The following is a 24,076-nucleotide window of genomic DNA, read 5'->3' on the forward strand; positions in this document are numbered from 1 at the left end:
TCTGTATCAAGTATTATTTATAAATAAGATTTTTATTTTGCATTTTTTTGCGTTTAATCGCTGGTGCGATATAAATAAGGTAAGCAGCGATGTGAGCAAAAATAATATTGGCGGCAAACACAATGCCAAAAAGAATATGAGCTGTTGTGCCGATAGTGGTTGTGAAATAAAGTATGAAGTAAGCCCAAATACATGCAATAAACGGCAGCTGGGCAAGAGCTAATTTTTTACTATGTTCCCATAAAAACAGCGGTGTAGCTGTCGCAACTAATAAATAAACTACAAAAACATCCATTCAAATCACTCCTATCTGGTAGATACCGCTTACAAGTGTGACAAAAGTAAGGATATTTTGTGAACCTTTTGTTACAATTAGTATACAACAGAATTCTGAAAATTAAAAGTGGTAAAGTCGATATTATTAAATTTAATTAAAAAACCTATTGAAAGAATCCCGACTGTATGTTTTACAGTCGGGATCTTGTTTTTTTAACAACGACTACGTGCGCAAATTTTTGAACAAGACAATCATTTAATACAGATTCGGGAATGATTCCAAGTGTCAGGGCGGCATCGATCTTTTCTTTGTCCGGTTGCTTTACAATGCGAATGCAGTCAGTTAAATTGAGCTCTTCTAATTTTTGGACCGTTTTTGTTTCATGATAGTTTTCCGTTTTCCGTATTTGCCTCTGCAATTTAAAATCGCCGATACATAATTCGCCTTTACTATTTTCCCCTACCGTTTGATCAAAATAAGCATTAAAACGTTTTTTAAGTTCCTTCAGTTCGCCTTCAATTTCTTTAGCTTGTACACTTAATTCGTGAAAACGGCTTACCATTTCATTCGTTATTTCTGCCTTTCCTACATTCGTTCCAGCCACAAAATACAACCCCCATCCCTTTTATTGTTCGGTATAGCATATGAGCTGATATGGAAAATAGACCAGGTTGTCTTTATTTACAAAACCTTTACATTAGCTTCAATCTAGCTAAACAAAAAAGCTTTATGGTTAGTATGTAAAGCAAAACAAGTCCTGGGGGGAATGCTCTTCAAACAAGAAAAAAACGCAATTCGGGGATGCAATTTCTTTAAAAAGACAGTCCATTTATGAGGAGGAAGAAAATCAATGAACATTAAAAAAATCATGCTTTTCGCATTAACCCTAACAATGTTACTCCTTGCCTCTGCATGTGGAAACAAAGATGCACAGGGCAATTCGCAAAATAAAAATAATGGAGCGAAGGAAGAACAAGGTTCCGGCTCAATTGTTGTTTCCGGTTCAAGCGCAATGCAGCCACTCGCAGCGGCAGCAGCTGAACAATTTATGCAAAAAAATACGAAAGCTGACATTCAAGTTCAAGCCGGCGGAAGCGGAACAGGACTCAGCCAGGTTTCTGAAGGATCTGTACAAATCGGAAACTCTGACGTATTTGCGGAAGAAAAAGAAGGAATCAATGCTAAAGATTTAGTCGATCACAAAATTGCCGTTGTCGGCATTACGGCTGCGGTAAACCCTGATGTTGGTATTAAAGATATTTCGAAAAAAGATTTAATTAAAGTATTTTCAGGAAAAATCAAGAACTGGAAAGAACTCGGTGGAAAAGATCAAAAAATCACGCTTGTTAACCGTCCGGATTCTTCCGGAACTCGTTCAGTATTCGTTAAATATGGTTTAAATGGTGCAAAAACAGCGGAAGGCGTTACTGAAGATTCATCGAACACGGTAAAGAAAATTATTTCTGAAACGCCTGGAGCGATCGGATACCTTGCCCTATCTTATTTAAATGATGATAAAGTGGTAGGTTTAAGCATCGATGGAGTAGAGCCTAAAGAAGAGAATGTCATCAATGGGAAATTTCCGATTTGGGCGTATGAACACTCTTATACAAAAGGTGAGCCAAAAGGGCTTGCTAAACAGTTCCTTGACTATTTAATGAGCGATGAAGTGCAAAACGGCGTTGTTGCAAAACAAGGATATATTCCTGTGTCAAAAATGAAAGTCGAGCGCAATGCTGAAGGAAAAATAAGCAATGTGAAATAAGTCAAAACACTTACAACCCGGGGTAACTATCCGATTGGATAATTACCCTCTTGTAACGTTTAGAAAGGGGAGCAACATGGCGAAAGAGTTTTCAACTGCAAGCGAGCGGTTGTTGAAAAAATCGAATCGTGCAGCATTAAAAATGGAGATGAGAGGGAAATCAATTGTTCTCATTAGTGCCATTCTCATTATTGCCGCAACGATTTCCATTACGATTTTTTTAGGTACAAAAGGGTTGCAGTCCTTTTTAGTAAATGGAATAAATGCTGTTGAATTTTTAACTGGAACAGTATGGGATATGGGGAAAGATGGAGGGAACGGCCCTTCCTATGGTGCCCTTCCGTTTATTTTTGGGTCATTTGCCGTTACGTTTTTATCGGCACTGATCGCCGCACCCCTTGGAATTGGCGGGGCAATCTTCATGACAGAGATTGCGCCATCATGGGGTCGCAAAATTCTTCAACCAGTCATTGAATTGTTAGTAGGGATTCCATCAGTAGTCTATGGCTTTATTGGGCTTACTGTCTTAGTGCCATTTGTTCGCAACCATGTCGGCGGCCAGGGATTTAGCCTCCTTTCAGGCATGATCGTCTTATCAGTAATGATTTTGCCGACGGTTACAAGTATTGCGACCGATACACTCAGGTCACTTCCTGGAGGATTAAGGGAATCTTCGTACGCGCTCGGGGCAACGAGATGGCAAACAATATACCGTGTGTTGGTGCCAGCAGCTTTACCCGGGCTTTTGACAGCGATCGTTTTAGGAATGGCCCGCGCGTTTGGAGAAGCACTTGCTGTTCAGATGGTAATTGGAAATACGAAAGAATTGCCGTCATCACTTTTAGATTCTGCCGGGACGTTAACGACAATTATTACATTGAATATGGGCCATACGACATATGGCAGTGTGGAAAATAATGCACTCTGGTCTTTAGCACTTATTTTATTAATCATGTCATTTATCTTTATTTTAATCATTCGTTATCTTTCATCCAGGAGGCAATACCGATGAATAGCAGAGTGGCCAATAAAATTGCAACGGGCGTTTTTACAGCCATTGCAGCGATCATTATTTTTGTTTTAGTTGGTTTGTTAAGTTACATTCTATATCGCGGATTTGGAAAATTGACATTGGACTTTCTGACTTCTCCTTCGAGTGATTTCCAGGCGGGTGGCGGTATTGGCAATCAGTTATTTAATTCTTTTTATATTCTTTTAATCACAATGATGATTGCTGTCCCTCTTGGACTCGGTGGTGGAATTTACATGGCTGAATATGCAAAGCCAGGAAAGATAACCGATTTTATTCGTTCCTGTATTGAAGTATTAGCATCATTGCCGTCCATCGTTATTGGGATGTTCGGGATGTTGATTTTTGTAAATTTAACGGGATGGGGATATACGATTTTCTCCGGAGCACTTGCGCTTACCATTTTTAATTTGCCGGTTTTAGTAAGGGTTTGTGAAGATGCCATCCGTTCCGTCCCAAGAGACCAAAAAGAGGCGAGTCTTGCGCTTGGGATTACGCACTGGCATACCATTAAAACGGTCTTGATTCCAAGTGCCTTTCCAACCATTTTAACAGGAGTTATTTTAGCATCTGGCCGCGTATTTGGTGAAGCTGCTGCATTGCTTTTTACAGCGGGTTTAACGACTCCGAGACTTGACTTTTCGAACTGGAATCCGTTTGATGAGACGTCTCCATTAAATATCTTTCGTCCGGCTGAAACACTTGCCGTGCATATTTGGAAAGTGAACACGCAAGGGCTGATTCCTGATGTTCAGGAAGTGGCAGATGGTTCTTCTGCCGTTCTCATCTTATCAGTTCTTCTATTTAATTTGCTGGCAAGATGGATTGGAAGTCTCGTTCATAAAAAACTGACGGCTGCAAAATAAAAGAAATGGGTGAAACGTTATGCTTCTGACAAAAATGAAACCTGAATTTGAAATAAGCGAGGCTCATGAACGTAAAGAAACTGCGCTTGACGTCAAACAATTAAATATTTATTACGGCAATCATCGCGCTGTCAAAGATATTTCCTTTACGATTGAAAAAAATGCAGTAACGGCGCTCATCGGCCCTTCTGGTTGCGGAAAATCAACTTTTTTGCGGAGCATCAACCGGATGAATGATTTAATTCCCGGAGCAAGAAGCGAAGGTATCATTCTTTACGAAGATGTCAATTTAATTGAAGACAATATTAACGTTGTCGCTCTAAGGAAAGAAATCGGAATGGTGTTTCAACGCCCGAATCCATTCGCAAAGTCAATTTACAATAATATCACGCACGCCTTAAAGTTTTACGGCATACGTTCGAAAAAGAAGCTTGACCAAATCGTGGAAGAAAGTCTAAGAAAAGCGGCGCTCTGGGAAGAGGTGAAAGATCGCTTGCACGATTCGGCGCTTAGCCTCTCCGGGGGACAGCAGCAAAGGCTTTGCATCGCAAGAACGCTTGCTGTAAATCCTAAAATTTTGCTTTTAGACGAACCGGCTTCAGCTCTAGATCCAATCTCTACTGCAAAAATTGAAGAGTTGATTATGGAGCTCAAAAAAGAGTACACCATTATCATTGTTACACACAGCATGCAACAAGCCTCAAGGATATCCGATAAAACGGCGTTCTTTTTAAGCGGAGAGCTCGTGGAATTTGACCAGACGGATAAAATTTTTACAAATCCGTCCAACCAAAAAACGGAGGAATACATCTCTGGCCGGTTTGGATAATTTTGCTTTATGTTTAGGTAAAACGAAATGCCAGTGCTAAAAGAGAAGAAATTAGGGGACTTCCGATGGGGCAAAAGGTATTGATTGTCGATGATGAAACTTCTATTCTTGCATTATTACAATTTACTCTTGAGCAAGCGGGGTTTACGGTCATTACCGCAACGGATGGCAAAGAAGCGTTACGCTTAACGAAAGAGGAAAACCCCGATTTAATGATTCTTGATTTAATGCTACCTATAAAAGATGGGCTGGAAGTATGTAAAGAAATTCGGGAACAACGAATCAATACGCCAATTTTAGTATTAACGGCAAAAGTAGATGAATGCCATAAACTGCTTGGCCTTGAATTAGGGGCCGATGATTATTTGACAAAGCCTTTCAGCCCTCGTGAAGTTGTTGCCAGGGTAAAGGCTATCTTAAGACGAGTTCATAGAATAAATATGATGGAAACTGAACGACGAAACCAATCTGCCGAAATGAAAATCGGCGATATTAAGATACATTTTTTAAACTATGAAGTCTTTGTTAAAGGAAAACAGCTTGAGCTAACGAAGAAAGAATTTGATTTGCTTAGTTTTCTTATAAAAAATAAAGGGCGCCTGTTGAGCCGAAAGCTTCTGCTTCAAGCTATATGGAACTCGGACTTTAAAGGAAACGCGAGAATTGTAGATGTCCATATAAGCCGCCTTCGTGAAAAAATTGAACAAAACCCGAAAAGGCCGGAATATATTAAGACAATAAAAGGACAGGGATACAAGTTCAAAGACCTTTAAGTGAGTGTTACTTAAGGTCAAACAGCCTAAACATTTTGAACACCCGCTTTAATCAAATGATTGCGAATTATAAAGGATATAGTAAAATTGAATCAGGTGAATAGTCTTCCCTTCTACGAGTAGAAGGGATTTTTCATATGTCGATACTGGCTTGAGGGGAAAAGTTAAATGGAGCGAAATGCAGCAAGCGGCAACAGGCAAAACACGCAGGAACTAGAAGTAAAATTAAGAGATGTTGAAAATAAATTTCGCACAATAATGGAATCGATCAATGATGCGATCGTCATTGCCAATAGCGAGATGGACATTATTTCATGGAACAGCGGGGCTGAACGGCTATTTGGGCATAAGAAAACCGAGATCATCGGAAAGAAGCTGACAGTCATTATGCCGGATCGGTTTCAAGAGGCACACAAAAAAGGAATGACTCGATTTTTACAAACGAAAGAGCCGAAAGCGATTGGAAGAACGGTGGAGTTAGTTGGGAAGAGAAAAGAGGGAACCGAATTTCCGTTAGAGCTTTCAATTGGCACATGGGAAACGGATGATGAAATTTACTTTAGCGGCATCATCAGGGATATAACGGAACGGAAAAGGGCTGAGGAACAAATCAATCAAATGGCTTATTATGATCCGCTTACGGGTTTGCCGAACCGAAGGCTGTTTGAGGATCGCCTGTTAATCGCGCTCGAGCAGGCGCAGCGTGAAGAGCAGGAAGTTGCGGTTATGTTTATCGATTTGGACCGTTTTAAATTCGTCAATGATACGTTAGGGCATGCATTTGGAGATGCATTGTTAAAAGAAGTCGCTAAAGCGTTGTTGCGCTGTTTGCGAAAAGGGGATACTGTGTCGAGGCAAGGAGGAGATGAATTTTGCCTATTGCTTCCGGCAGCTGCCCAGGAAGACATTGCTACAATTTCTGAGCGTATTCTTTATGTGTTCTCAAGCCCATTCCGGATAGAAGACCATGAAATCTTTATTACACCAAGCATTGGAATCAGCCTTTATCCCCATGATGGCGCTGATCCATATAGTTTGATGAAAAACGCGGATACGGCACTGTACCGGGCGAAAGAGTGTGGAAGAAATACATTTCAGCTTTATACAGCAGCAATGAATGACTCGATCACGAAGCGGGTGGCATTGGAGAAAGAACTTCGCAAGGCTCTGGAAAAAAAAGAGTTCGAGCTTCATTTTCAGCCACAGGTAAATATCGAAACCGGAGCATTAATAGGATTTGAAGCATTATTGCGCTGGAGGCATGGACAGCGCGGAAATATTCCACCTGATCAATTTATTCCATTAGCTGAAGAAACCGGGCTTATAATCCCGATTTCGGAATGGGTGCTCCGGGAAGCGTGTAAACAAAATAAAGATTGGCATAACCGTGGTTTTCCACGTGTTCCTGTCTCCGTCAATCTTTCAGCTATTCATATGAAAGCGCATAATCTTGTCGCTACCATTGCGCAAATTTTAAAAGAGACCAATTTGGATCCGTGCTATTTGGAACTTGAAATTACGGAAAGTGGCGCAATGGAAAATGCGCGGGAGATTGTGGACAAGCTGCGCCAATTAAAAGATATGGGAATAAAAATCTCGATTGATGATTTTGGAACGGGCTATTCATCTCTGGGCTATTTAAAACGGTTTCCGATTGATACATTGAAAATTGACCGGTCCTTTATATGGGACTTAGAAGAAAGCGATACCGCCGCCATTGTGAAAACGATTATCGCACTTGCACAGAGCTTAAAGCTTAAGGTAATTGCAGAAGGAGTGGAAACTGAAGAACAGCTTTCCTTTTTGCAAGACCACCTGTGTGACAGAGGACAAGGGTATTTCTTCAGCAAGCCATTGCCGGCAGATGAAATTGAAAAGAACCTCTTCAATTATACGAGAAGTTGGACTTAGCTTAACGGGCAGTTTTTGAATAATTTCAAAACTGCTCTTTTTTTTATAAATTATTTTTTTGAATGTTTATAAATTGTATAAGTTATAGAAACAAAAGACATTTCCCGACAAAATACGGGAAATAATATAGTCAGGTTAAAACGGTCTCCTTTTCTTGGAAAAGAGGTTGAATAGTTATACAGCACAAGGAATTTATCTATCAATTTTCCGAACACTTGGAAGAAATAGCATTTTTCAAATTCGACAAAAGGTGATAAAATACAACTACGCCATTATTCAATAGCGTTTTCATTGTAAGCGTATACAACCCAACCTCTAAAAAACATCAAGGAGAGATGGTATGAATACATCAGGAAATCAACAACAAGAATTAAAACGGAGCATGAAATCAAGGCACTTGTTTATGATCTCCTTAGGAGGGGTCATCGGAACGGGGCTTTTTATTAACACAGGAAACACCATTCATGAAGCAGGGCCGCTCGGAGCGATCCTATCGTACATGGTCGGCGGCTTCATTATGTTATTAACGATGCTTTGCCTTGGTGAATTAACAGTTGCGATGCCTGTATCAGGTTCGTTTCAGGCGTATGCAACAAAGTTTATCGGAGCGCCGACAGGATTTGCCATTGGCTGGCTTTATTGGCTTGGATGGGCGGCTACGGTTGCGCTTGAATCATTGTCGGCCGCCGGGCTAATGAAACGGTGGTTTCCGGATTCGCCAATTTGGGTCTGGTGTTTAGTCTTTATCGGGCTTTTGTTCCTATTGAATGCCTTATCGGCAAAAGCTTTTGGTGAAGCGGAGTTCTGGTTTGCCAGCATTAAGGTGCTTGCAATCATTCTGTTCATCGTTCTTGGCGGGGCCGCTATGTTCGGGCTGATCCACATGAAAGGCGGACAAGAAGCTCCAATGTTTTCTAACTTTATGTCAACAGGCATTTTGCCAAATGGAATACATGGTCTATTAATCACAATGCTCGGGGTTAACTTCTCATTCCAGGGCACCGAACTCATCGGGATTGCAGCTGGTGAAAGTGAGAATCCGGAAAAGACGATTCCAAGGTCCATCCGTCAAACGGTTTGGCGCACATTATTTTTCTTCGTTCTTGCTATTTTCGTAGTGGCAGGGATGATTCCGTGGGAAACAGCGAACGGAATTGAAAGCCCTTTTGTCGCTGTATTTGATAGTATCGGTATTCCATATGCGGCTGATATTATGAACTTTGTAGTGTTGACGGCTCTTTTATCTGTAGCTAACTCCGGTCTATATGCTGCAACAAGGATGGTTTATTCTTTATCGAAAGAAAAAATGACAAGCCCTGCGCTTGGAAAAGTTAACAAAAGAGGGGTGCCAATGAATGCGCTTCTTCTTACACTGGCAATTGCTTGTTTATCACTTCTTTCAAGTTTTGTAGCGGCTGATACCGTTTATTTATGGCTTATCTCACTCGCTGGATTAGGCGCGCAAATCGGTTGGATTGCTTTAAGCGCATCCCAACTGGCATTTCGCAGACATTATGTGAAAAACGGCGGAAAAGTGGAAGACCTTAAATTTAAAACGCCGTTATATCCGTACTTGCCAATGCTTTCACTCATCTTGAACTTGCTTGTGATGGTCAGCATGGCATTTGATGCAGATCAACGCATTGCCTTATACTGCGGGGTTCCGTTCTATTTAGCATGTTATTTCTACTATCGCTTTAAAACGAAAAGAAATGGTGTAGAAGAGCCATCTGCAGTTAACCAAAAAATCATTTAGCAAAATGACGTCTGGTTCCACATTCGGAGCCGGACGTTTTTTTATAGGAGTATTGACAGTTATTTTAATGATATATAGAATTATTAATGTCATTAACTTTAATGCTTAAAAGCGTTTAAGCAGTTAGGCGTTTAAGTATAAAATAGTCCAGACATCTTAGAAGGGAGCCCACTTATGAATAAGCGGATGAATTTGCCGACGGTTCTAGTAATGTTTGCTTTATTATTTATTGTTATGTTCTCGAGTTTAGTATTTTTAAAAGTCGACCCTCATATCCCTTTATTATTTTGCCTGATTGTTTTAGGTACAGCTGCCTCTTTTTTCGGAGCAAGCTGGAAAACGATTGAAAAGGGTCTTTTAAACGGAATTAATACCGGATTACAGCCTATGCTTATTTTGTTTATTATAGGGTTAATGATCTCAAGCTGGATGATGAGCGGTACGGTTCCGACTTTATTATATTACGGCATTGATGTGATTCGCCCAGAATGGTTTGCCTTAAGCGCTCTATTTATTACGATCCTTGTTTCTACATTTACTGGAAGCTCCTTAACGACAGTCGGAACGGTTGGCGTTGCGTTAATGGGAATTGCGGGGGTCATGCATGTGAATCCGGGTTTGGCGGCTGGAGCCATTGTTTCCGGTGCTTTTTTCGGAGATAAAATGTCGCCGCTTTCCGACTCGACGAACCTGGCGCCCGGTATTGTCGGCGTGAATATGTTTGATCATATCCGGCATATGATGTGGACAACGGTCCCGGCGCTCTTCGTCACAAGCATCATTTTTCTCTTTATGGGCCACGGTGTTACTAACGGAGTGGAAGAACTATCGAATTTGAAGGAATTGAAGCAAACATTGGGGGCTCATTTTCCAATTAGTCCGTTTACATTAATTTCGCCTTTTATTGTCATGGTGCTGGCTTACAGGCGGTTTCCGATTGTCCCTACACTATTGGCGGGTGTTCTTTCTGCAGTGATTACAGCGTTTGTTCTTATCCCGGACATGACAGCAGCGAAAGTGATGACCGTTTTGCAAAATGGAATGAACCTTGAGACAGGGAATAAGGCCGTGGATCAAATTGTGAATAAAGGTGGATTGCAATCGATGATGTGGTCGATTTCCTTAATCGTGATTGCTCTTGCGCTTGGCGGTTTAATTAAAGAACTTGGCATGTTTGATCTCATTCTTAGCCGTTTTAGCCATGCTTTAACGAAACCGGGGTCTTTGATTGCGGCTACGGCCTTATCCTCTATTGGAGTCAACCTTCTTGCGGGTGAGCAATATTTGTCAGCTTTATTGCCGGGACAAGCGTTTAAAGACGTTTACAAAAAAGCAAATGTGCCGTTAATTAACCTATCAAGAACATTGGAAGATGGGGGAACGCTTATTAACCCGTTAGTTCCGTGGAGCGTATGCGGCGCGTTTATTGCCTCAACATTGGGAATATCGGTTTTAACCTATCTACCATATGCTTTTTTCCTTTACTTGTCACCATTATTTACGATGATTCTGGGGTTTACAGGAATTAGCATTTACCCCAAAAAAAGATCTTATGAGGAAGAAAAACAAGGCGTTGCGTGATGCAACACCTTGTTTTTATTTAAGCGGAATATGTTTGCTTTGTAAAAACTCTTTCATGTACAGCCGCGCAGGATTGGTTAATTTCACCGCAATTTGTTCTGTCCAGCGATCTTTCCGTTTTCCACCTGTTCGTTCATTGTAGTAAGCTGAAATGACATCATTATATTCGGTGAGCTGTTCTTTTAACTGATCCTTATCTTGTAAATATTCCTCTTCGTGATAAATGTTTTCAAATGGCAGCCGCTCTTTCGTTCCAACTTTTTTATCGGGAAAACCGACGGCAAGCCCGAATAAAGGAATAACGCGATCCGGTGTTTTTAATAGTTCGGATACTTCAGGTAAATGGTTGCGAATGCCGCCAATAAAGCAAATGCCAAGTCCCATGGATTCAGCGGCGATCGCTGCATTTTGGGCGGCAAGGGCGGCATCGATTAAACTAACCATAAACATTTCCGTTGACTCCAGAGACTCGCTTACATCTTTAGAAGCCAGGCCTTCCATCTCGGCAGCAAGCAAATGGCGATGGAGATCCGCACAAAAGATAAAGAAATGCCCGTTTTTCGCGACATAAGATTGATTTCCGGCAAGAATGGCGAGCTTTTCTTTTTTTTCAGGGTCCTTTACCCCGATAATCGTATAAGCTTGAACAAAACTGGAAGTCGAAGCAGCCTGAGCACTTTTTACAATCGTCCGGATTTGTTCTTCGGAAAGTTGTTTTTCCTGGAAAGAACGAACAGAGCTATGTGCAAGTAATGTTTCAATGACAGAATTCATTATTTCATCTCCTAAACGTTTTGGGTTTAGTGTAGCTTATCTACGAGTTTACATTCAATGATTTCATCCTGGCCATCTAAAAATGAATGAATAGAGAAAAAAGCAAAGTGAAAATCCCGGCAAGGACGACTGAAAGGCTGGCAATGGCTCCTTCTTCCTGGCCATATTCCAGCGCCATAGCTGTTCCGGTCCCATGCGCTCCCATACCGAGCAACAGGCCTTTTGAAATTTTATTATGGATCTTGCCATATTTGATTAATAGCGGGCCAACGACAGCTCCGACAAGTGCTGTAAATAAGACAAAGACAGCGGTCATCGTCGGAATGCCGCCAATCGTTTGTGAGACGGTCATTGCAATTGGCGTTGTAATGGAACGGGGAATGAGGCTATTAATCATTTCTGGCGTCAAATGCATCCATTCTGCTAAAAACATCGATGTTGTCATCGCAAGTAGCGATCCGCAAAGCAAACTGACGATGATTTCAATGGCGTATTGTTTAAGCAGCCTTGCATTTTTATAAAGAGGAACGCTAAACGCGACTGTCGCCGGCTGAAGCATGTCTGTTAAATATTTTGCGCCGGCATTGTAATGTTCGTACGAAATATGGAAAACGATAAGAAGTGTACATAAAATGGCCGGCGTTAATAATACGGGCGAAAAAATGAGCAGCCGTTTGTAAGAATAGCATTTTTGCGCCACCCAAAATACGACGATCGTAACTAATAAACTCAATATTCCGATGATCATAGTGCCTTTCCCTTTCTTTTTCTAATTAATTCTGCAATCCATCCGGTAGAGGCCATGACGCATATTGTACTGAAGCTAATGACAACAAATAAACGCATGCCGCTAGACTGAATCACATCTTTATATTGAATAATTCCAACCGCTGAAGGGATAAAAAATAAAAGCAATATGGCCAGCAACCAATTTGCTCCATCCTCAATCCACTTGAGCTTAATCATTTTACATTTTAAGCAAAGCAAGACAAGGAAAATGCCAATAATGCTTCCAGAGATCGGGAGATGTAAATAGGAGGAAATTCCGTTTCCTATGATTGAAAATGCAAATAATAATCCAATTTGGAGTATGATGTTCAATAGTTTTTTCATAAAATAGTCACCTTCCGTTAATGAGTGTACAGGATGAAATGATATAGGTAAAATACATATTTGGAATGGTTTGTATTGATTAAATCTATATCGAAGGAGGCAGTGATTTGGACATTCGCCATTTAAATTACTTTCTTGAAGTGGCAAGGCAAAAAAGCTTTTCGAAGGCTTCGGAAAAACTGCATATTTCACAGCCAACCATTAGCAAAATGATTAAAGACATGGAAGAAGAATGGGGGGTTTTGCTTTTCGAGCGTCTGTCAAAAGGCATTCAATTGACGGATGCTGGAGAAATCGTTTATAAACAAGCACAAAAAGTAGTAGAAGCATTCGAAAATCTCATGCATCCACTTGAAGATCTTGTGAATTTTAAAAAAGGGACGATTAAGATCGGGCTGCCTCCAATGATTGGCTCGAATTTTTTTCCGGCGATTCTTGGAAAATTCCAAGCTCAATATCCAGGAATATCTATACATTTAGTGGAGGAAGGATCGATTAAAGTAGAGGAAAAAGTGATGAGTGGCGAGCTTGATGTTGGCGTTGCGTTGTCCCCTGTCCAAAAAGATGTTTTTCATACGTTTACATTTGTGAAAGAAGAGCTTCGTTTAGTCGTTCATAATGGGCATCGATTCGCTGGCAAAACGAAAGTTGCTTTAGGTGAATTAAAAGATGAATCCATTATTTTGTTTCGGGAAGATTTTGCACTTCATGATCGAATCATTCAAGAATGTATTCGTTCCGGGTTTAAACCGCATATTATGTACAGAAGCTCGCAATGGGACTTTATTAGTGAAATGGTTGCTGAAGGTCTTGGTGTTGCTTTTCTGCCCGAACCGATTTGCCGTAACATTCGTTCGAAAAATGTTCAAGTGATCAAGCTTGTAAAACCGACGATCCCATGGCATTTGACGATGATTTGGAAAAAGGATAAGTATCTTTCTTTTGCAGCCAGAGAATGGCTAAAGTTCACGAAAGAATTGCTGTCCGGACGACTGGCCGATTAAACTGGAGCTAGCTTGCCGGCTCCGCCCAATTCCACGTCTCTAGATCAAAACAAAGCCACTTTAACAACTTAATTATGGACAAGCCTGAATTTTGTTGTATAATGAACATATATATAAGGGAATAGAATAATAATATAAAAGACCCACGGTGTAGCGAACCAATGGGCCTTTGTACAATAGGCATGTTGCCCTTTAAAAGGGGCAGCTCATAACAAGACAAGGATAATAAACCACCTGGCTTGCGAGGCTCAAGGGTGGTTTATTTCTTTTGGTTAAATGTCAATATGGCTATGAGCAGCATTCCGAAACTTAACATTAACGAAATGGATTCATAGTCTGACAAGCGCTTCACCCCCTTTCTACCGGGGAGTGAGCCGCCACCCTTGAGGAGCTTCTATTGTACCTTATCATTATACCAAAAAAACAGTGATCTTAAAGCAAAGTCTTCATTATTTTTGGAATTTAGTGTTTTTTTGTAATGAAAAACGCCCCCTGATATAAGGAGACGTTTAATACCTGCCGATGTTTTCTGTATCCATTTGAAGGCCGGGCATTCCCGGAACCCAGTTTGCCGGCACTCCGGTCTGGCTGTTTTCCCCAAAGATTAAGGCTTGCTGAAGACGCAATATTTCATAAGCATTCCTTCCGACTTCAGAAGGGTAAATTTGCTTGCTTGCGATTGTTCCTTCCGGGTTAATAAAGACAGTGGCTCGAAAGGATGCGCCGGTCTTTTCATCCAAAACGCGGTAGGCTCTGCTGATCGCCTGTGTTCGATCGCTAACGAGTGGGTATTGAACGGTTCGCGCCTTTGGCGAAACGTCCTTAAACACTTTATGGGCAAAAACACTGTCGGTACTGATTCCTAAAATCTCCGTTTGAAGCTTTCTGAATTCGTCATATAAAGCAGCGACCGCTGCTAATTCTGTCGGTCAAACGAACGTAAAATCGCTGCCGTAAAAAAATAAAATGACCCAGCTTCCGCGATAATCTTCTAAATTCACTTTTTTTATTTCTCCGTTGACAAAAGCGGGTGCTGTAAAAATAGGGGCGGGGTCATCAAGTGTAGCATGAAAAGGCTGGGTATGATCAGGGTAAAGTTGATTCACATACACTTTCGGCTTATTGTGATGGCTCATTCGTAAACCTCCTTTCTATAAAGAGGCTCTTTTTATAATGAAATGTATGATGTGTACCTATTGATTATCATATGAAGTTAGATGGTTCTTTGTAACAAAATAAAGTCCAGCGTTAACTTAGAACACTGGACTTGACAACTATTAATGGCCACAACCGCAGCCTTGATGATATCCCGGATAGCTTCCCACACCGTAACCGGGAGCAGCCGGATAAGCGGGATAGCTTCCTGCGCCGGCATAACCAGGGTATGCACCAGCCCCGATTCCGTATCCTCCAGCCCCGTAACCGGGATAAGCCCCGTAACCGTACCCTCCCATGCCCATGGCAGATCCGGCCGGACCATAAGGATACATTGAAGCACCATAACCAAATGGCATAAATTGACGTTTAGACATGTACTCTCATCCTTTACTTAGCCTCTGCTTTGTGAAAAATAGCCCTTTACATAAAATGTATACGATTCATGTGAATGGGCGGCAAAAGGCTTTCTTAGAAGTGTTTCTTGCATATATTTACAATATGTCAATTAAAAAAAGGTTGTACAAGACATCTATCCGTAGGCCGTTAAAAAACGGACGTATGCCCCTGCAGTTTATCATTTCTTAAATCCCTCCTGTTTCAATTGCAGCCAGATGGTGAAAGTTCACCATTGGGCAGTAACGGAATAGTATGGTTAAAGGGGGGCGTGATGATATTGAACACCAGTGAAATTCAAAATGAAGAAAAAGCCATTCGATTTGTTCAACGCAATATCGATATCATTACCGCTGTCTTATTACTGACCGGACAAATTACCATTATTGGGGTTTTTGTAACGCCAGGGGGATTTCGGCTTACAGTTGGCGGACCACTCACGGGTGCGAGCCGGCTTGAAAGTAAATCTGGAAGTAAAACGGTGAATGCCATCGTTGATGTAATCGATATCATTCTGGCGATATTATTGATAGCCGACCAAATTAATGTCAGGGGCACCTCTCTTACGTCTAAACGTTTCACTCTCAACATTGGCGGGCCGATTACGGGGGTGCCGAGTACTGTACCAGACACCCCGGATTTAAAAGAGATTCTTACGGATTTTAAAGTGATATCAAAACATTTTTATATTGATCAAGAATTGGTGAATCAGTTGATGAAGGAGTGAGTGCATTGGCTTTAACAAATATTCCTACGATTAAGCCGCCAACGGGTGCGATTTTTATAGCAGCGTTATTGCTAGTCATCTTTGTCTTTTTCTTTTTGCAGCCCAAACCTGGCGATGGCGGTGGGGTGTAAGTTTAGGGAAAATCCCCCTTTGAACTGGTGGTAAGGGGGATTTTTTAGAAGCATCACTTCGCTCCTCGCCGGTTTAATCTAAAATGAATAGTTGTCATATCGGAAAGAGTTTTTTGCTTTTGCCAAAAGCACTCATTTACGCAATCCTTTCGGGTAAAAGTTTTTCAATATTCCTTTCGTTTCCTTTCCCCAACCAAGAGGAAAATTTTCTATCGTTACCGCCATCCAGCCCCGGTCCTTTCCTGTTTCCAATGTTTCTCCACGCAAATATTTTTTCCAAGCGTCGTCATCTGGATGAAATGAGCAAGAGTATTTAAATTCGTCTGGACGTAAAGCGTGGGATAGTGCATGGTTTGGTTCAAATCGGTTTTTCTTTAGTTCTCCAAGATGAAGACCTGGACGGACCACTTTCATTCCTTCAAGTGACGGACAGTTTTCTGGCAGGGCATAAAGTTGGTTTTTAAAAGCCAGAATCGTTCGAGATATAGATGTCGTTAAATAATTTTTTTCAAATATGCGGAAATCGTTTAACTGGGATTTTCCAACATTGGAGCTGGCATAACGTCCGTTCCACTCTGGTGTTGATCCTTCTTTTTTAAGCCTGGCGACAAAATGTCCTTCTCCTTTGACAAAATGAGGCCAGAGGCGTGCTGTCATGCTAATGTCTGTAAGGTTTCCCTTTGTCCACTCGGGTACACCACATTTGATGCCGTCCTGTTTTTCAATTGGAACGAGCACCATATCAGGATGTTCATTTAAAAACGTTTCGATCGTTTGCTCATTTTCTTCTGGTGAAAATGTACAAGTGGAATAAACAAGTGTGCCGCCTTCCTTCAACATATGATAGGCAGAGTGTAATATGTGGATTTGCTGATGAGCACTTGCTTCAACATGCTCACGGCTCCAAAATTGAATGGCTTCCGGATCCTTTCGAAACATGCCTTCACCCGAACAAGGAGCATCGACAAGGATTTTATCAAAAAAACCGTGAAACTTCTCTGCTAGTCGTTCAGGGGTTTCGTTTGTAACGATACAGTTTGTAATTCCCATCCGTTCAACATTTTCACTTAATGCTCGTACTCGTTTTGGGTGGATTTCATTGGCAATAAGAAGCCCTTTATTTTTCATCATTCCCGCAAGCTGTGTCGTTTTCCCCCCGGGAGCGGCACAAAGGTCGAGAACCCGTTCATGCGGTTTGGGGGAAAGCGTCTCGGCGACAAACATCGCGCTCGGTTCTTGAATGTAATAAAGGCCGGCATGATGAAACGGATGTTTTCCTGGCTGAATATCGTCATTATAATAAAAACCTGTTGGACAAAATGGAACTTCTTCTAAATGATAAGGGAAAAGTTCCTTAAACGCATTTACCGTAAGTTTTAGCGGGTTGACGCGCAATCCGCTTGTTTTTTTATTTTCATATGTAGAGAGAAAAGCCTCTGCTTCATCTTTTAATCGTTGGTTCATTCGCTGTACAAAATCGTCAGGTAAATTCAAGTAAAGTCCCTCCATTCATTCTTCATTATTATAATTTGACCTACTCCCACGGTCAAAGCCACAAGCTACTGTCATAGGCAATAGTAGGATTCTAACCGTGGTTGCTTTCTCACAAACATCCAACTTACTTTCTCCCAGAGAAGAAGCAGCGGTCAGACTTGGGTGAGCAACACAAGATGTCGGAACACGACTTCCTGTGGGCAAGGTCAGTGCCTACTACGCCATCCTTCTGGCGATACTTTTACACCGTAGTTGATTATGGTTATTCTTACTTAGATAGCGTTTGTACCAGACCGGTTGTTTAAATATGACTTCCAGCTGGGTGTTTACTTCCATCGGGTATCTCTTCCGGGCGATATTTTGGGCACCGTTGACGTCCCGATGGATTTCTGTTTTGCGGACAGAACATTTGAATGGACGACCATTGGTTTTATGTCTTCCATGACAGAACGGACAAGTTTGGGACGTATAGCTTTCTTCCGTTTCTTCCACTTTGATGCCTTTAAGCTTTGCCTTATACGTTAGCTTTTGTTTAATCTTTCCCTGGTTCCAAAGAGAAAGCTGTTGCCTTCTGACTTTTGTTGTTTTCGACTTTTTCTTTTTGTCTTTTTTTGTATTTTTCTCAATCCCTCCCACCCGTCCGATGACAAGATTCGTAACATTTTCCTTTTCTAAAAATAGAATGACTTCTTTCGTTGTTTTATGTTCGAGGTCTGCTAATTGGTTGCTAGATTTCTGGCGGATTCGTTTCTTTGCGGTATTGTATTTTTTCCATTGGCGGGAGCCCTTTTTACATCGGGACATTTTCTTTTGAAGGTTAGCCATCACTTTGGCGCGAAATTGAGAGATGCTTCGAATGGCACGTCCAGAGACGACGAGCGCTTTGTTTTCGGTCGCTACGGTGACGGCATGGATTTCCCCTAAGTCCGCTCCGGCAGGACATAAAGGTAAGGAAGAAAGGTCTTTTTCTTGTACTTTAATGGAATAATGAAACCAATAGGCACCGTTTTTCCAAACGATTTCAGCGTATTTACAATTTTTTAATGGTTCTTTTGCGAGGTTCGGAATGATCACTTGTTCATTTCTTTTCGGAAACTTCTCATTCCAGTTTTTCTTCTTCTTTTTTGTAACGAAGTCGACAAGAGACAGGCGATACTCTGCTTTTTTGATGCCGATCGTTTCGTCTGAAATGTCCATAGAGGCTTGTTTGAGCGGAATACAATAATAATACTTTTCTTTCCAGGGGTACTTTATTTTTTTATCTGACTTTCGTAGTTTTCGGGTCGTCTGGCGGTTGGCATCGTATTTATCGACTATTGCTTGAACAGTTTGGGAATGGAGATTATAGGAGCCTTTTCGTGCAGCTTGAATATCTGATTTACTGAGCCATTTTTTAAAGGTGAAGAAATAACTCGTTGCTTCCCGGACAATATCATTCCAAACCGAAGCCGCTTCACGTTGCATGTTTCGCAATTGTTTATAAATCAATGGATCATAAGGAATGCGAAAAGAATGGGTGACAAACATTTCGACTCACCTCCCTTTGGTTTTTCACAAGCCAGAACATATATTCGTATATGGTTTTATTCTACCATTGAAGTCGAAAAATTAGAACACTTTTTAATAAAAAAATAAACGGAATTTAGAGGTTGAACGTTTACAACCTATGACCACATCGAAGCCTCACGTTCATCCCATGCCTAAAGGCGATGGGCTTTCTCGTTCGGAAAATCTGTAAAAGAAAGACAATGAAAAACACCTGTAGTTTTTTCTACAGGTGCTAGTCATCTTCATTAATGAATTCTGGTTCAACATCAATATAATTGGTTGCTCTCTTCTTCTTTACATAAATTTTTAAAATTCCATTCCCAAAGGTTGCCCTTACATCATCCTGTGAAACCGGAAAAGGCAAAGGAATGACTCGTTCTGTACGTCTTACCGCCTGGCTGAATTGTGAGAAATTTGTTTTATCATTTACCAATTCCGTTCCATCACTAGCGTGTGCCATGATACGAATCGCCCGCTCAAGTACTTCCAGATGAATATGATCACGGTGGTAATCGGGTAATTGCGCTTGAATGACGTACGTGTCTTTTGATTCATAAACATCTACGGGAAAAGAAAGTTTTTCAATCATATGATTATATTGCTGGAAACTTTTATCGATGAATTCTTCTAATGACTTGATCCAGCTTGAAAGAGATTTATCATTAAAAAACGGTGATAAAGGTCCTTCAGACATTCATTCATAACCTCCTTTTCTTATTTGGCGGGGCCTCAAGGAGCTTTTTTAAATCGCTAGAATCCGCCTGTAGTATTGGCGTCAGCTGCATCGGTATCAATCGTGTTCGTATTGCTGACAAAAGATATTGTTTGAAGGAAGTCACCGGTACACGCTGCACCGGAACCTGTATAGGTTTTTGCGGTACTCTTCGGGTTAATTAACAGGGTGTCTCCAAAGTTAACGGTTCCATCTCCAACGGATGTAATTTTAATTGGTGCAACAATAAGTGAAGGCAAAAGTAACTCTCCTCTCGTAATTTACTTCCAATACATGACCCAGGATATTCTTTACTATAGATGTATGAGAATGATGCGGAAAACGTGTAACGATAATAAAAAAATAAAGTAGTATGAACACCCAAAAACAAATGAACATACGTTAGAACTAAGAATGAAAAAAGGATGTTTTATATGCCTGCTATTGTTGGATCGATAAAATTAACGGTTATTTCTACGAGCGGGGTAATGAACATTGGCGATGTGCAATACATTACGCCAACAAGTTATTCAAAGATATTTGCGGGGTCGGGCTCTTTCGTGACCGGTTATAATATCGACGTGAAAAATGGACATAACGTAACGTATACAATTGATAATAATGAAATTGATGACTCCATTATCGGTGAAGGCCTGTAAGATTGCTCTCTTTAAGTTTTATGCAAATTTATTTGGAATGGGGCATAAAACTTACTAAGGAGATGATAATGATGGCTGATGGATATAATTTTTACCAATATATACAGCAGCTTCAGGCGATGGCTACAGCTCAGCAAGCAAAGATTGATGAATTGAAAAAGGAAGTTCATCAGCTCAGGGAAGAAGTCAACAACCTGAAACAAAAGTCGATGACTACGAAAATCGAGTATAAGTTCGATCAATTAAAAATAGAACGGCTGGAAGGAACATTAAACATAGGCTTAACGTCAGGAGCCGATGAAAAAGGACTGGTGGATGATTTTACGGTCAATGGGAAGACATTATCGGGAGAGGATTCTGTCGATCAGGTGACCGACGATGCATTTAACCAGATTAGCAGCCAGGTCGATCAATATTTAAATAGCGCAGGCCTCGAGGACTTAATGCAATTTGAACAACAGTATGGCCATCCGCTTGATGGGCCATACCGGCAATTTATTTTAACGGATATTAAAAAACAAATCCCTAATCGAATTTTAGAATATATGAAACATTTAAATCGGAACGATGAGGACTTCGTTTCCTCGATAGTTGAAAAAGTGAAAGTGGATATTAAAACTGGATTAGAGAACTTTATTAGAAATTTAAGGAATAACAGTACGGGGGGAGAAGACGATGAACTTTCAGGTGACAAATCGTGAAATCTCGGTTGGCTCCATCCAGATGGTTGCGGTCACCGCAGCATCTGTTCTACTTATTGGCGACACCGATGACATTAATCTTGTCTCCTTTTTTGATACGCCTCCTGAATCATTAATTGTGGGACTGCCGCCGGTAAGCGCGCCGCGAGGAGAACATGATTAAACGTACTTCAGCAGTTGACCATATGAACATTGTCAATGTCACAAGTACAGCAGTATTTGAAGTTGGCGATAGCGAGACCATTAATAGCACAGCGTGGATCATGGCTTTTCAGTCCCCCGAGATGAATAATCAGGTGCAGAAAATCCCGGATTTCGCTCATTATAAAATATTTTCAAAGCCGAATCCCGTGCTACCGGAAGTGAAAAAGGTTCGGAAAATAACGTTTAACGAAGACCCTTTCATTCGAGTGAATTCGGTTACTATCGTTCTCGTTTCGACCTCGGCAACGCTTCATGTCGGTTCAACCAAAAGCATCCATTTACAATCAAGAACCATCAATGTAAGGATGCTGCAAGGCAGCCCTTCAGATTTAGTAAGCGATCCTTCGGGCGAAGGAAATGAATGAGGAGAGATAATATGAACCTCTTTGTCAATCAATCCATTGTCATTCATCAGCTGAGAGTGGACGGAGTGTCGAATTCTTCTGTTTTTCAAATTGGCAGTTCAGGGATGATTCGAGCTGTTGCAAATTTAGCGAATACAGGCGGGTTTACCGCTCCCGCACCACAAGTGGGGCAGCCACTCATTTCATTGCCAATAGGGGTAGGTGCTGGTGCCGGTAGCGGGGCAGCAGGAGCCGGAGCAGGAGCGGTTAGCGGCGCAGCTGGAGTCGGTGCAGGAGCCGGTGGAGCAGGCGCAGGCGCACGTCAAGAATAAAAATTCGGAGTGAAAAGGGGGGTGGATTATGCTCTATGGATCATTGGAAAAAAATGATGGAATGGAAACAGTATGCCGATCAATACCTTGGTCAAAGTTTTTTTGCTCCCATAACGCAAGAAAAACGAACAACGAATAATCCACCCGTAAATGTATACGAATCAGATAAAGAAATATTATGTGTATTTCGGCTTCCCGGAGTAGAAGGGCCAGATGATGTCGAAATTTATGTTGACATTCATTCCATAAAAGTTAAAGGGAGCACACATGTAAAAAAAGGGAAGTATCGGCCGGTCAATGAAGAATTTGCTACAGGCAGCTTCGAAAGAGAAGTCGAGCTTCCGTTCAGAGTTAAAAGTGAACCGGTTCAAGCGTTTTATAAAAAGGGCTTCCTGTACATTCGACTGCAAAGAGTACAGGATAAGCAAAGAATGAAAAAAGTTGATATTAAAAGGTTTGAAGACTAAAGTTTTTTGAAAAAAAGAAGAGAATAGGCCCTCTTGTTAAGAGGACTATTCTTCTTCTTGTTTAATAGGGGGTTCTTCTTGATCAGTAATGCCAGTCGTATAGCCGATTTGATTTAAATCATATTCACTTGCAACTGTTCCACCGGCCATTCCTTCGTTAATCATTCGGTCAATATCGAGGTACAGCTGGTCACGCCCTTCATTTTCAGACCCTTTTTTCTCTTTCTTCATTTGCTTCCCTCCTTTTGGCTTTAGTATGTTCACTAAAGATAAAAGTATTAAAAATGGCGAATCAAAAGAAGGATACAATTTCAAGCATATGGTAAAATAAGTTTATGTTTTACATAATTCGAGGAGGAGAAATATGAATAACCACGAAATTGATTACAAGCTTTACGGTGATGATATGCAATTTGTCGAAGTGGAGCTTGATCCAGATGAAACGGTCATTGCTGAAGCGGGAGCGCTTATGATGATGGATCAAGATATCCGAATGGAAACGATCTTTGGCGATGGTACAAATCAAGGCGGATTCATGGGGAAATTGTTTGGTGCGGGAAAACGGCTATTAACAGGCGAAAGTTTATTCATGACAACGTTTACGAATGTAGGTACAGGAAAAAAACACGTTTCGTTCGCCGCTCCTTATCCGGGGAAAATTGTTCCAATGGACTTAAGTGAATATGATGGAAAAATTATTTGCCAAAAAGATTCTTTTTTAGCCGCTGCGAAAGGAGTATCGGTTGGAATTGAGTTTCAAAGGAAAATCGGTACAGGGTTCTTTGGCGGGGAAGGCTTTATTATGCAAAAGCTTGAAGGAGATGGAATGGCATTTGTTCATGCCGGGGGAACCATTATCGAAAAAGAGCTCCAGGCGGGCGATATGCTCCGGGTAGATACAGGGTGTCTTGTTGCCATGACGAAAGATGTGGATTATAGCATTGAGTTTGTAAAAGGCGTAAAGACGATGCTGTTCGGGGGCGAAGGATTGTTCTTCGCAACATTGCGCGGTCCGGGAAAAGTATGGGTTCAATCATTGCCATTTAGCCGTTTGGCCAGCCGGGTAGTTGCCGCGATTCCTGGTTCAAAAGATGAAGGAAGCATAGCGAAAGGGCTGTTTAATATATTTGACGGAGATTAATAAGCAAAGGGCCTGTTTTTCAGGCCCTTTGCTTATTTTTGCTCCTCGATAGGATCAAGCGTTTCCTTATTAGCCTTTGATTTTTCCTCATCGCCCGCTAGAGGGCCAGTTGGAAGCTCGATCCCTTCTTTTTCAATTATGCTGTGTTGAAGAAGCCCGATGAGTCGTTGGACATTTTGGTTAAGAATTTGGTCGCTTTCATTTTTCCGTTTCATAAACGACATTGCCTTGAAAATAAAAACAATTGTTAGGACGACCATGAACAAAAGTACAAGAATATAAACTATACCGATGAAGCCGAAAAATAGACCTGCAACTGCGTCTTCTGCTCTCATGAATAGTTCCCCCTTTTTTTAAATTAAAAGATATTTTTTATTATACAATAC

The 24,076-nt window shown here is 41.1% G+C and carries 32 protein-coding genes; 18 read left to right on the forward strand and 14 right to left on the reverse strand.

The annotated features are described in order from the left end of the window. Positions 1–13 precede the first annotated feature (13 nt). Both WD019_RS08390 and WD019_RS08395 read right to left on the reverse strand, forming a co-directional pair. On the reverse strand, positions 14–295 hold the full coding sequence (locus WD019_RS08390; protein WP_026679062.1) for a spore morphogenesis/germination protein YwcE: 282 nt from the start codon (positions 293–295) through the stop codon (positions 14–16). Positions 296–467: 172 nt separating this feature from the next. Beyond that, complete coding sequence (locus tag WD019_RS08395) at positions 468–881, reverse strand: hypothetical protein (RefSeq protein WP_026679063.1); 414 nt, start codon at positions 879–881, stop codon at positions 468–470. Positions 882–1,127: 246 nt separating this feature from the next. On the opposite strand from WD019_RS08395, the gene WD019_RS08400 reads away from it, so the two are divergent. The 8 genes from WD019_RS08400 (at position 1,128) to nhaC (ending at position 10,788) form a co-directional block, all read left to right on the forward strand. Then, positions 1,128–2,042, forward strand: coding sequence for a phosphate ABC transporter substrate-binding protein (locus WD019_RS08400; protein WP_026679064.1), 915 nt, complete (start codon positions 1,128–1,130; stop codon positions 2,040–2,042). 76 nt (positions 2,043–2,118) lie between these two features. After that, positions 2,119–3,054, forward strand: a complete 936-nt coding sequence (gene pstC / locus WD019_RS08405) for a phosphate ABC transporter permease subunit PstC (protein WP_026679065.1) — start codon at positions 2,119–2,121, stop codon at positions 3,052–3,054. Beyond that, positions 3,051–3,938 (forward strand): phosphate ABC transporter permease PstA, encoded by an 888-nt coding sequence (gene pstA, locus WD019_RS08410; RefSeq protein ID WP_026679066.1) that lies wholly within the window; start codon positions 3,051–3,053, stop codon positions 3,936–3,938. Before pstC ends, pstA begins: the two co-directional genes overlap by 4 nt. Positions 3,939–3,972: 34 nt before the next feature. Continuing rightward, positions 3,973–4,767 carry a phosphate ABC transporter ATP-binding protein PstB gene (gene pstB / locus WD019_RS08415; protein WP_035351789.1) on the forward strand — a complete coding sequence of 265 codons (795 nt, stop codon included), beginning with the start codon at positions 3,973–3,975 and terminating at the stop codon, positions 4,765–4,767. Positions 4,768–4,832: 65 nt separating this feature from the next. Continuing rightward, positions 4,833–5,540: a response regulator transcription factor gene (locus tag WD019_RS08420; RefSeq protein WP_026679068.1), complete on the forward strand. Its 708-nt coding sequence runs from the start codon at positions 4,833–4,835 to the stop codon at positions 5,538–5,540. 168 nt (positions 5,541–5,708) lie between these two features. After that, entirely contained in the window at positions 5,709–7,451 is a 1,743-nt protein-coding gene (locus WD019_RS08425) for a putative bifunctional diguanylate cyclase/phosphodiesterase (protein WP_425711208.1), read from the forward strand. A gap of 340 nt (positions 7,452–7,791) precedes the next feature. After that, positions 7,792–9,207, forward strand: coding sequence for an amino acid permease (locus WD019_RS08430; RefSeq protein ID WP_026679069.1), 1,416 nt, complete (start codon positions 7,792–7,794; stop codon positions 9,205–9,207). A gap of 174 nt (positions 9,208–9,381) precedes the next feature. Further along, positions 9,382–10,788 (forward strand): Na+/H+ antiporter NhaC, encoded by a 1,407-nt coding sequence (gene nhaC / locus WD019_RS08435; protein ID WP_026679070.1) that lies wholly within the window; start codon positions 9,382–9,384, stop codon positions 10,786–10,788. A 15-nt stretch (positions 10,789–10,803) separates the two neighbouring features. On the opposite strand, the gene nfsA is transcribed toward nhaC, so the two are convergent. The 3 genes from nfsA to WD019_RS08450 form a co-directional block, all read right to left on the reverse strand. Further along, the gene (gene nfsA / locus WD019_RS08440) at positions 10,804–11,562 is read right to left on the reverse strand and encodes an oxygen-insensitive NADPH nitroreductase (protein WP_026679071.1); all 759 of its coding nucleotides are present in this window, start codon (positions 11,560–11,562) and stop codon (positions 10,804–10,806) included. A gap of 76 nt (positions 11,563–11,638) precedes the next feature. Further along, the gene (locus WD019_RS08445; protein WP_026679072.1) at positions 11,639–12,310 is read right to left on the reverse strand and encodes a CidB/LrgB family autolysis modulator; all 672 of its coding nucleotides are present in this window, start codon (positions 12,308–12,310) and stop codon (positions 11,639–11,641) included. Further along, complete coding sequence (locus WD019_RS08450) at positions 12,307–12,675, reverse strand: CidA/LrgA family protein (protein WP_026679073.1); 369 nt, start codon at positions 12,673–12,675, stop codon at positions 12,307–12,309. The genes WD019_RS08445 and WD019_RS08450 overlap by 4 nt, the downstream gene beginning before the upstream one ends. Positions 12,676–12,782: 107 nt before the next feature. Here WD019_RS08450 and cidR point away from each other — a divergent pair, with 107 nt between their 5' ends. Further along, positions 12,783–13,679, forward strand: a complete 897-nt coding sequence (cidR, locus tag WD019_RS08455) for a cidABC operon transcriptional activator CidR (protein ID WP_026679074.1) — start codon at positions 12,783–12,785, stop codon at positions 13,677–13,679. A gap of 259 nt (positions 13,680–13,938) precedes the next feature. Here the strand turns inward: cidR and WD019_RS08460 are convergent, their stop codons facing one another. The 3 genes from WD019_RS08460 to WD019_RS08470 all read right to left on the reverse strand — a co-directional run bounded on the left by WD019_RS08460 (position 13,939) and on the right by WD019_RS08470 (position 15,211). Beyond that, a complete protein-coding gene (locus tag WD019_RS08460; protein WP_407636414.1) occupies positions 13,939–14,031 on the reverse strand; it encodes a putative holin-like toxin in 93 nt (30 codons plus the stop codon). Between the two features lie 157 nt (positions 14,032–14,188). Then, a complete protein-coding gene (locus WD019_RS08465; protein ID WP_245595285.1) occupies positions 14,189–14,815 on the reverse strand; it encodes a peroxiredoxin in 627 nt (208 codons plus the stop codon). Between the two features lie 141 nt (positions 14,816–14,956). Next, positions 14,957–15,211 carry a hypothetical protein gene (locus WD019_RS08470; RefSeq protein ID WP_051291590.1) on the reverse strand — a complete coding sequence of 85 codons (255 nt, stop codon included), beginning with the start codon at positions 15,209–15,211 and terminating at the stop codon, positions 14,957–14,959. A 293-nt stretch (positions 15,212–15,504) separates the two neighbouring features. Here WD019_RS08470 and WD019_RS08475 point away from each other — a divergent pair, with 293 nt between their 5' ends. Further along, positions 15,505–15,957, forward strand: coding sequence for a hypothetical protein (locus tag WD019_RS08475; RefSeq protein ID WP_425711209.1), 453 nt, complete (start codon positions 15,505–15,507; stop codon positions 15,955–15,957). A gap of 5 nt (positions 15,958–15,962) precedes the next feature. Beyond that, the gene (locus WD019_RS08480; protein WP_281172206.1) at positions 15,963–16,088 is read left to right on the forward strand and encodes a hypothetical protein; all 126 of its coding nucleotides are present in this window, start codon (positions 15,963–15,965) and stop codon (positions 16,086–16,088) included. A gap of 132 nt (positions 16,089–16,220) precedes the next feature. On the opposite strand, the gene WD019_RS08485 is transcribed toward WD019_RS08480, so the two are convergent. From WD019_RS08485 to WD019_RS08500, 4 genes are all read right to left on the reverse strand, one after another. Beyond that, positions 16,221–17,582 (reverse strand): RsmF rRNA methyltransferase first C-terminal domain-containing protein, encoded by a 1,362-nt coding sequence (locus tag WD019_RS08485; protein ID WP_026679076.1) that lies wholly within the window; start codon positions 17,580–17,582, stop codon positions 16,221–16,223. A 216-nt stretch (positions 17,583–17,798) separates the two neighbouring features. Beyond that, complete coding sequence (locus tag WD019_RS08490; protein WP_026679077.1) at positions 17,799–19,109, reverse strand: RNA-guided endonuclease InsQ/TnpB family protein; 1,311 nt, start codon at positions 19,107–19,109, stop codon at positions 17,799–17,801. 253 nt (positions 19,110–19,362) lie between these two features. Then, the gene (locus WD019_RS08495) at positions 19,363–19,824 is read right to left on the reverse strand and encodes an Hsp20/alpha crystallin family protein (RefSeq protein ID WP_026679078.1); all 462 of its coding nucleotides are present in this window, start codon (positions 19,822–19,824) and stop codon (positions 19,363–19,365) included. Between the two features lie 56 nt (positions 19,825–19,880). Continuing rightward, positions 19,881–20,102 (reverse strand): spore germination protein, encoded by a 222-nt coding sequence (locus tag WD019_RS08500; RefSeq protein WP_425711210.1) that lies wholly within the window; start codon positions 20,100–20,102, stop codon positions 19,881–19,883. Between the two features lie 174 nt (positions 20,103–20,276). Here WD019_RS08500 and WD019_RS08505 point away from each other — a divergent pair, with 174 nt between their 5' ends. The 6 genes from WD019_RS08505 (at position 20,277) to WD019_RS08530 (ending at position 22,549) form a co-directional block, all read left to right on the forward strand. Continuing rightward, on the forward strand, positions 20,277–20,501 hold the full coding sequence (locus tag WD019_RS08505) for a spore germination protein (protein WP_425711211.1): 225 nt from the start codon (positions 20,277–20,279) through the stop codon (positions 20,499–20,501). Between the two features lie 68 nt (positions 20,502–20,569). After that, positions 20,570–21,202, forward strand: coding sequence for a spore germination protein GerPC (gerPC, locus tag WD019_RS08510; RefSeq protein WP_425711212.1), 633 nt, complete (start codon positions 20,570–20,572; stop codon positions 21,200–21,202). After that, positions 21,177–21,365: a hypothetical protein gene (locus tag WD019_RS08515; protein WP_026679081.1), complete on the forward strand. Its 189-nt coding sequence runs from the start codon at positions 21,177–21,179 to the stop codon at positions 21,363–21,365. The genes gerPC and WD019_RS08515 overlap by 26 nt, the downstream gene beginning before the upstream one ends. Further along, complete coding sequence (locus WD019_RS08520) at positions 21,358–21,771, forward strand: spore germination protein GerPE (RefSeq protein WP_026679082.1); 414 nt, start codon at positions 21,358–21,360, stop codon at positions 21,769–21,771. Before WD019_RS08515 ends, WD019_RS08520 begins: the two co-directional genes overlap by 8 nt. A gap of 11 nt (positions 21,772–21,782) precedes the next feature. Next, on the forward strand, positions 21,783–22,082 hold the full coding sequence (locus tag WD019_RS08525; protein ID WP_051291592.1) for a spore germination protein GerPB: 300 nt from the start codon (positions 21,783–21,785) through the stop codon (positions 22,080–22,082). 35 nt (positions 22,083–22,117) lie between these two features. Then, positions 22,118–22,549 carry an Hsp20/alpha crystallin family protein gene (locus tag WD019_RS08530; protein WP_026679083.1) on the forward strand — a complete coding sequence of 144 codons (432 nt, stop codon included), beginning with the start codon at positions 22,118–22,120 and terminating at the stop codon, positions 22,547–22,549. Positions 22,550–22,594: 45 nt separating this feature from the next. Here the strand turns inward: WD019_RS08530 and WD019_RS08535 are convergent, their stop codons facing one another. Next, complete coding sequence (locus WD019_RS08535) at positions 22,595–22,780, reverse strand: hypothetical protein (protein ID WP_026679084.1); 186 nt, start codon at positions 22,778–22,780, stop codon at positions 22,595–22,597. Between the two features lie 133 nt (positions 22,781–22,913). Between WD019_RS08535 and WD019_RS08540 the strand changes: the two genes are divergently transcribed. After that, positions 22,914–23,690: a TIGR00266 family protein gene (locus tag WD019_RS08540; protein ID WP_026679085.1), complete on the forward strand. Its 777-nt coding sequence runs from the start codon at positions 22,914–22,916 to the stop codon at positions 23,688–23,690. A 32-nt stretch (positions 23,691–23,722) separates the two neighbouring features. Here the strand turns inward: WD019_RS08540 and WD019_RS08545 are convergent, their stop codons facing one another. Then, complete coding sequence (locus WD019_RS08545) at positions 23,723–24,025, reverse strand: hypothetical protein (protein ID WP_425711213.1); 303 nt, start codon at positions 24,023–24,025, stop codon at positions 23,723–23,725. Positions 24,026–24,076: the final 51 nt, after the last annotated feature.

Origin of the sequence: Fictibacillus sp. Mic-4, from assembly GCF_049843615.1 — a bacterium.
Classification (GTDB): domain Bacteria; phylum Bacillota; class Bacilli; order Bacillales; family Fictibacillaceae; genus Fictibacillus_A; species Fictibacillus_A gelatini.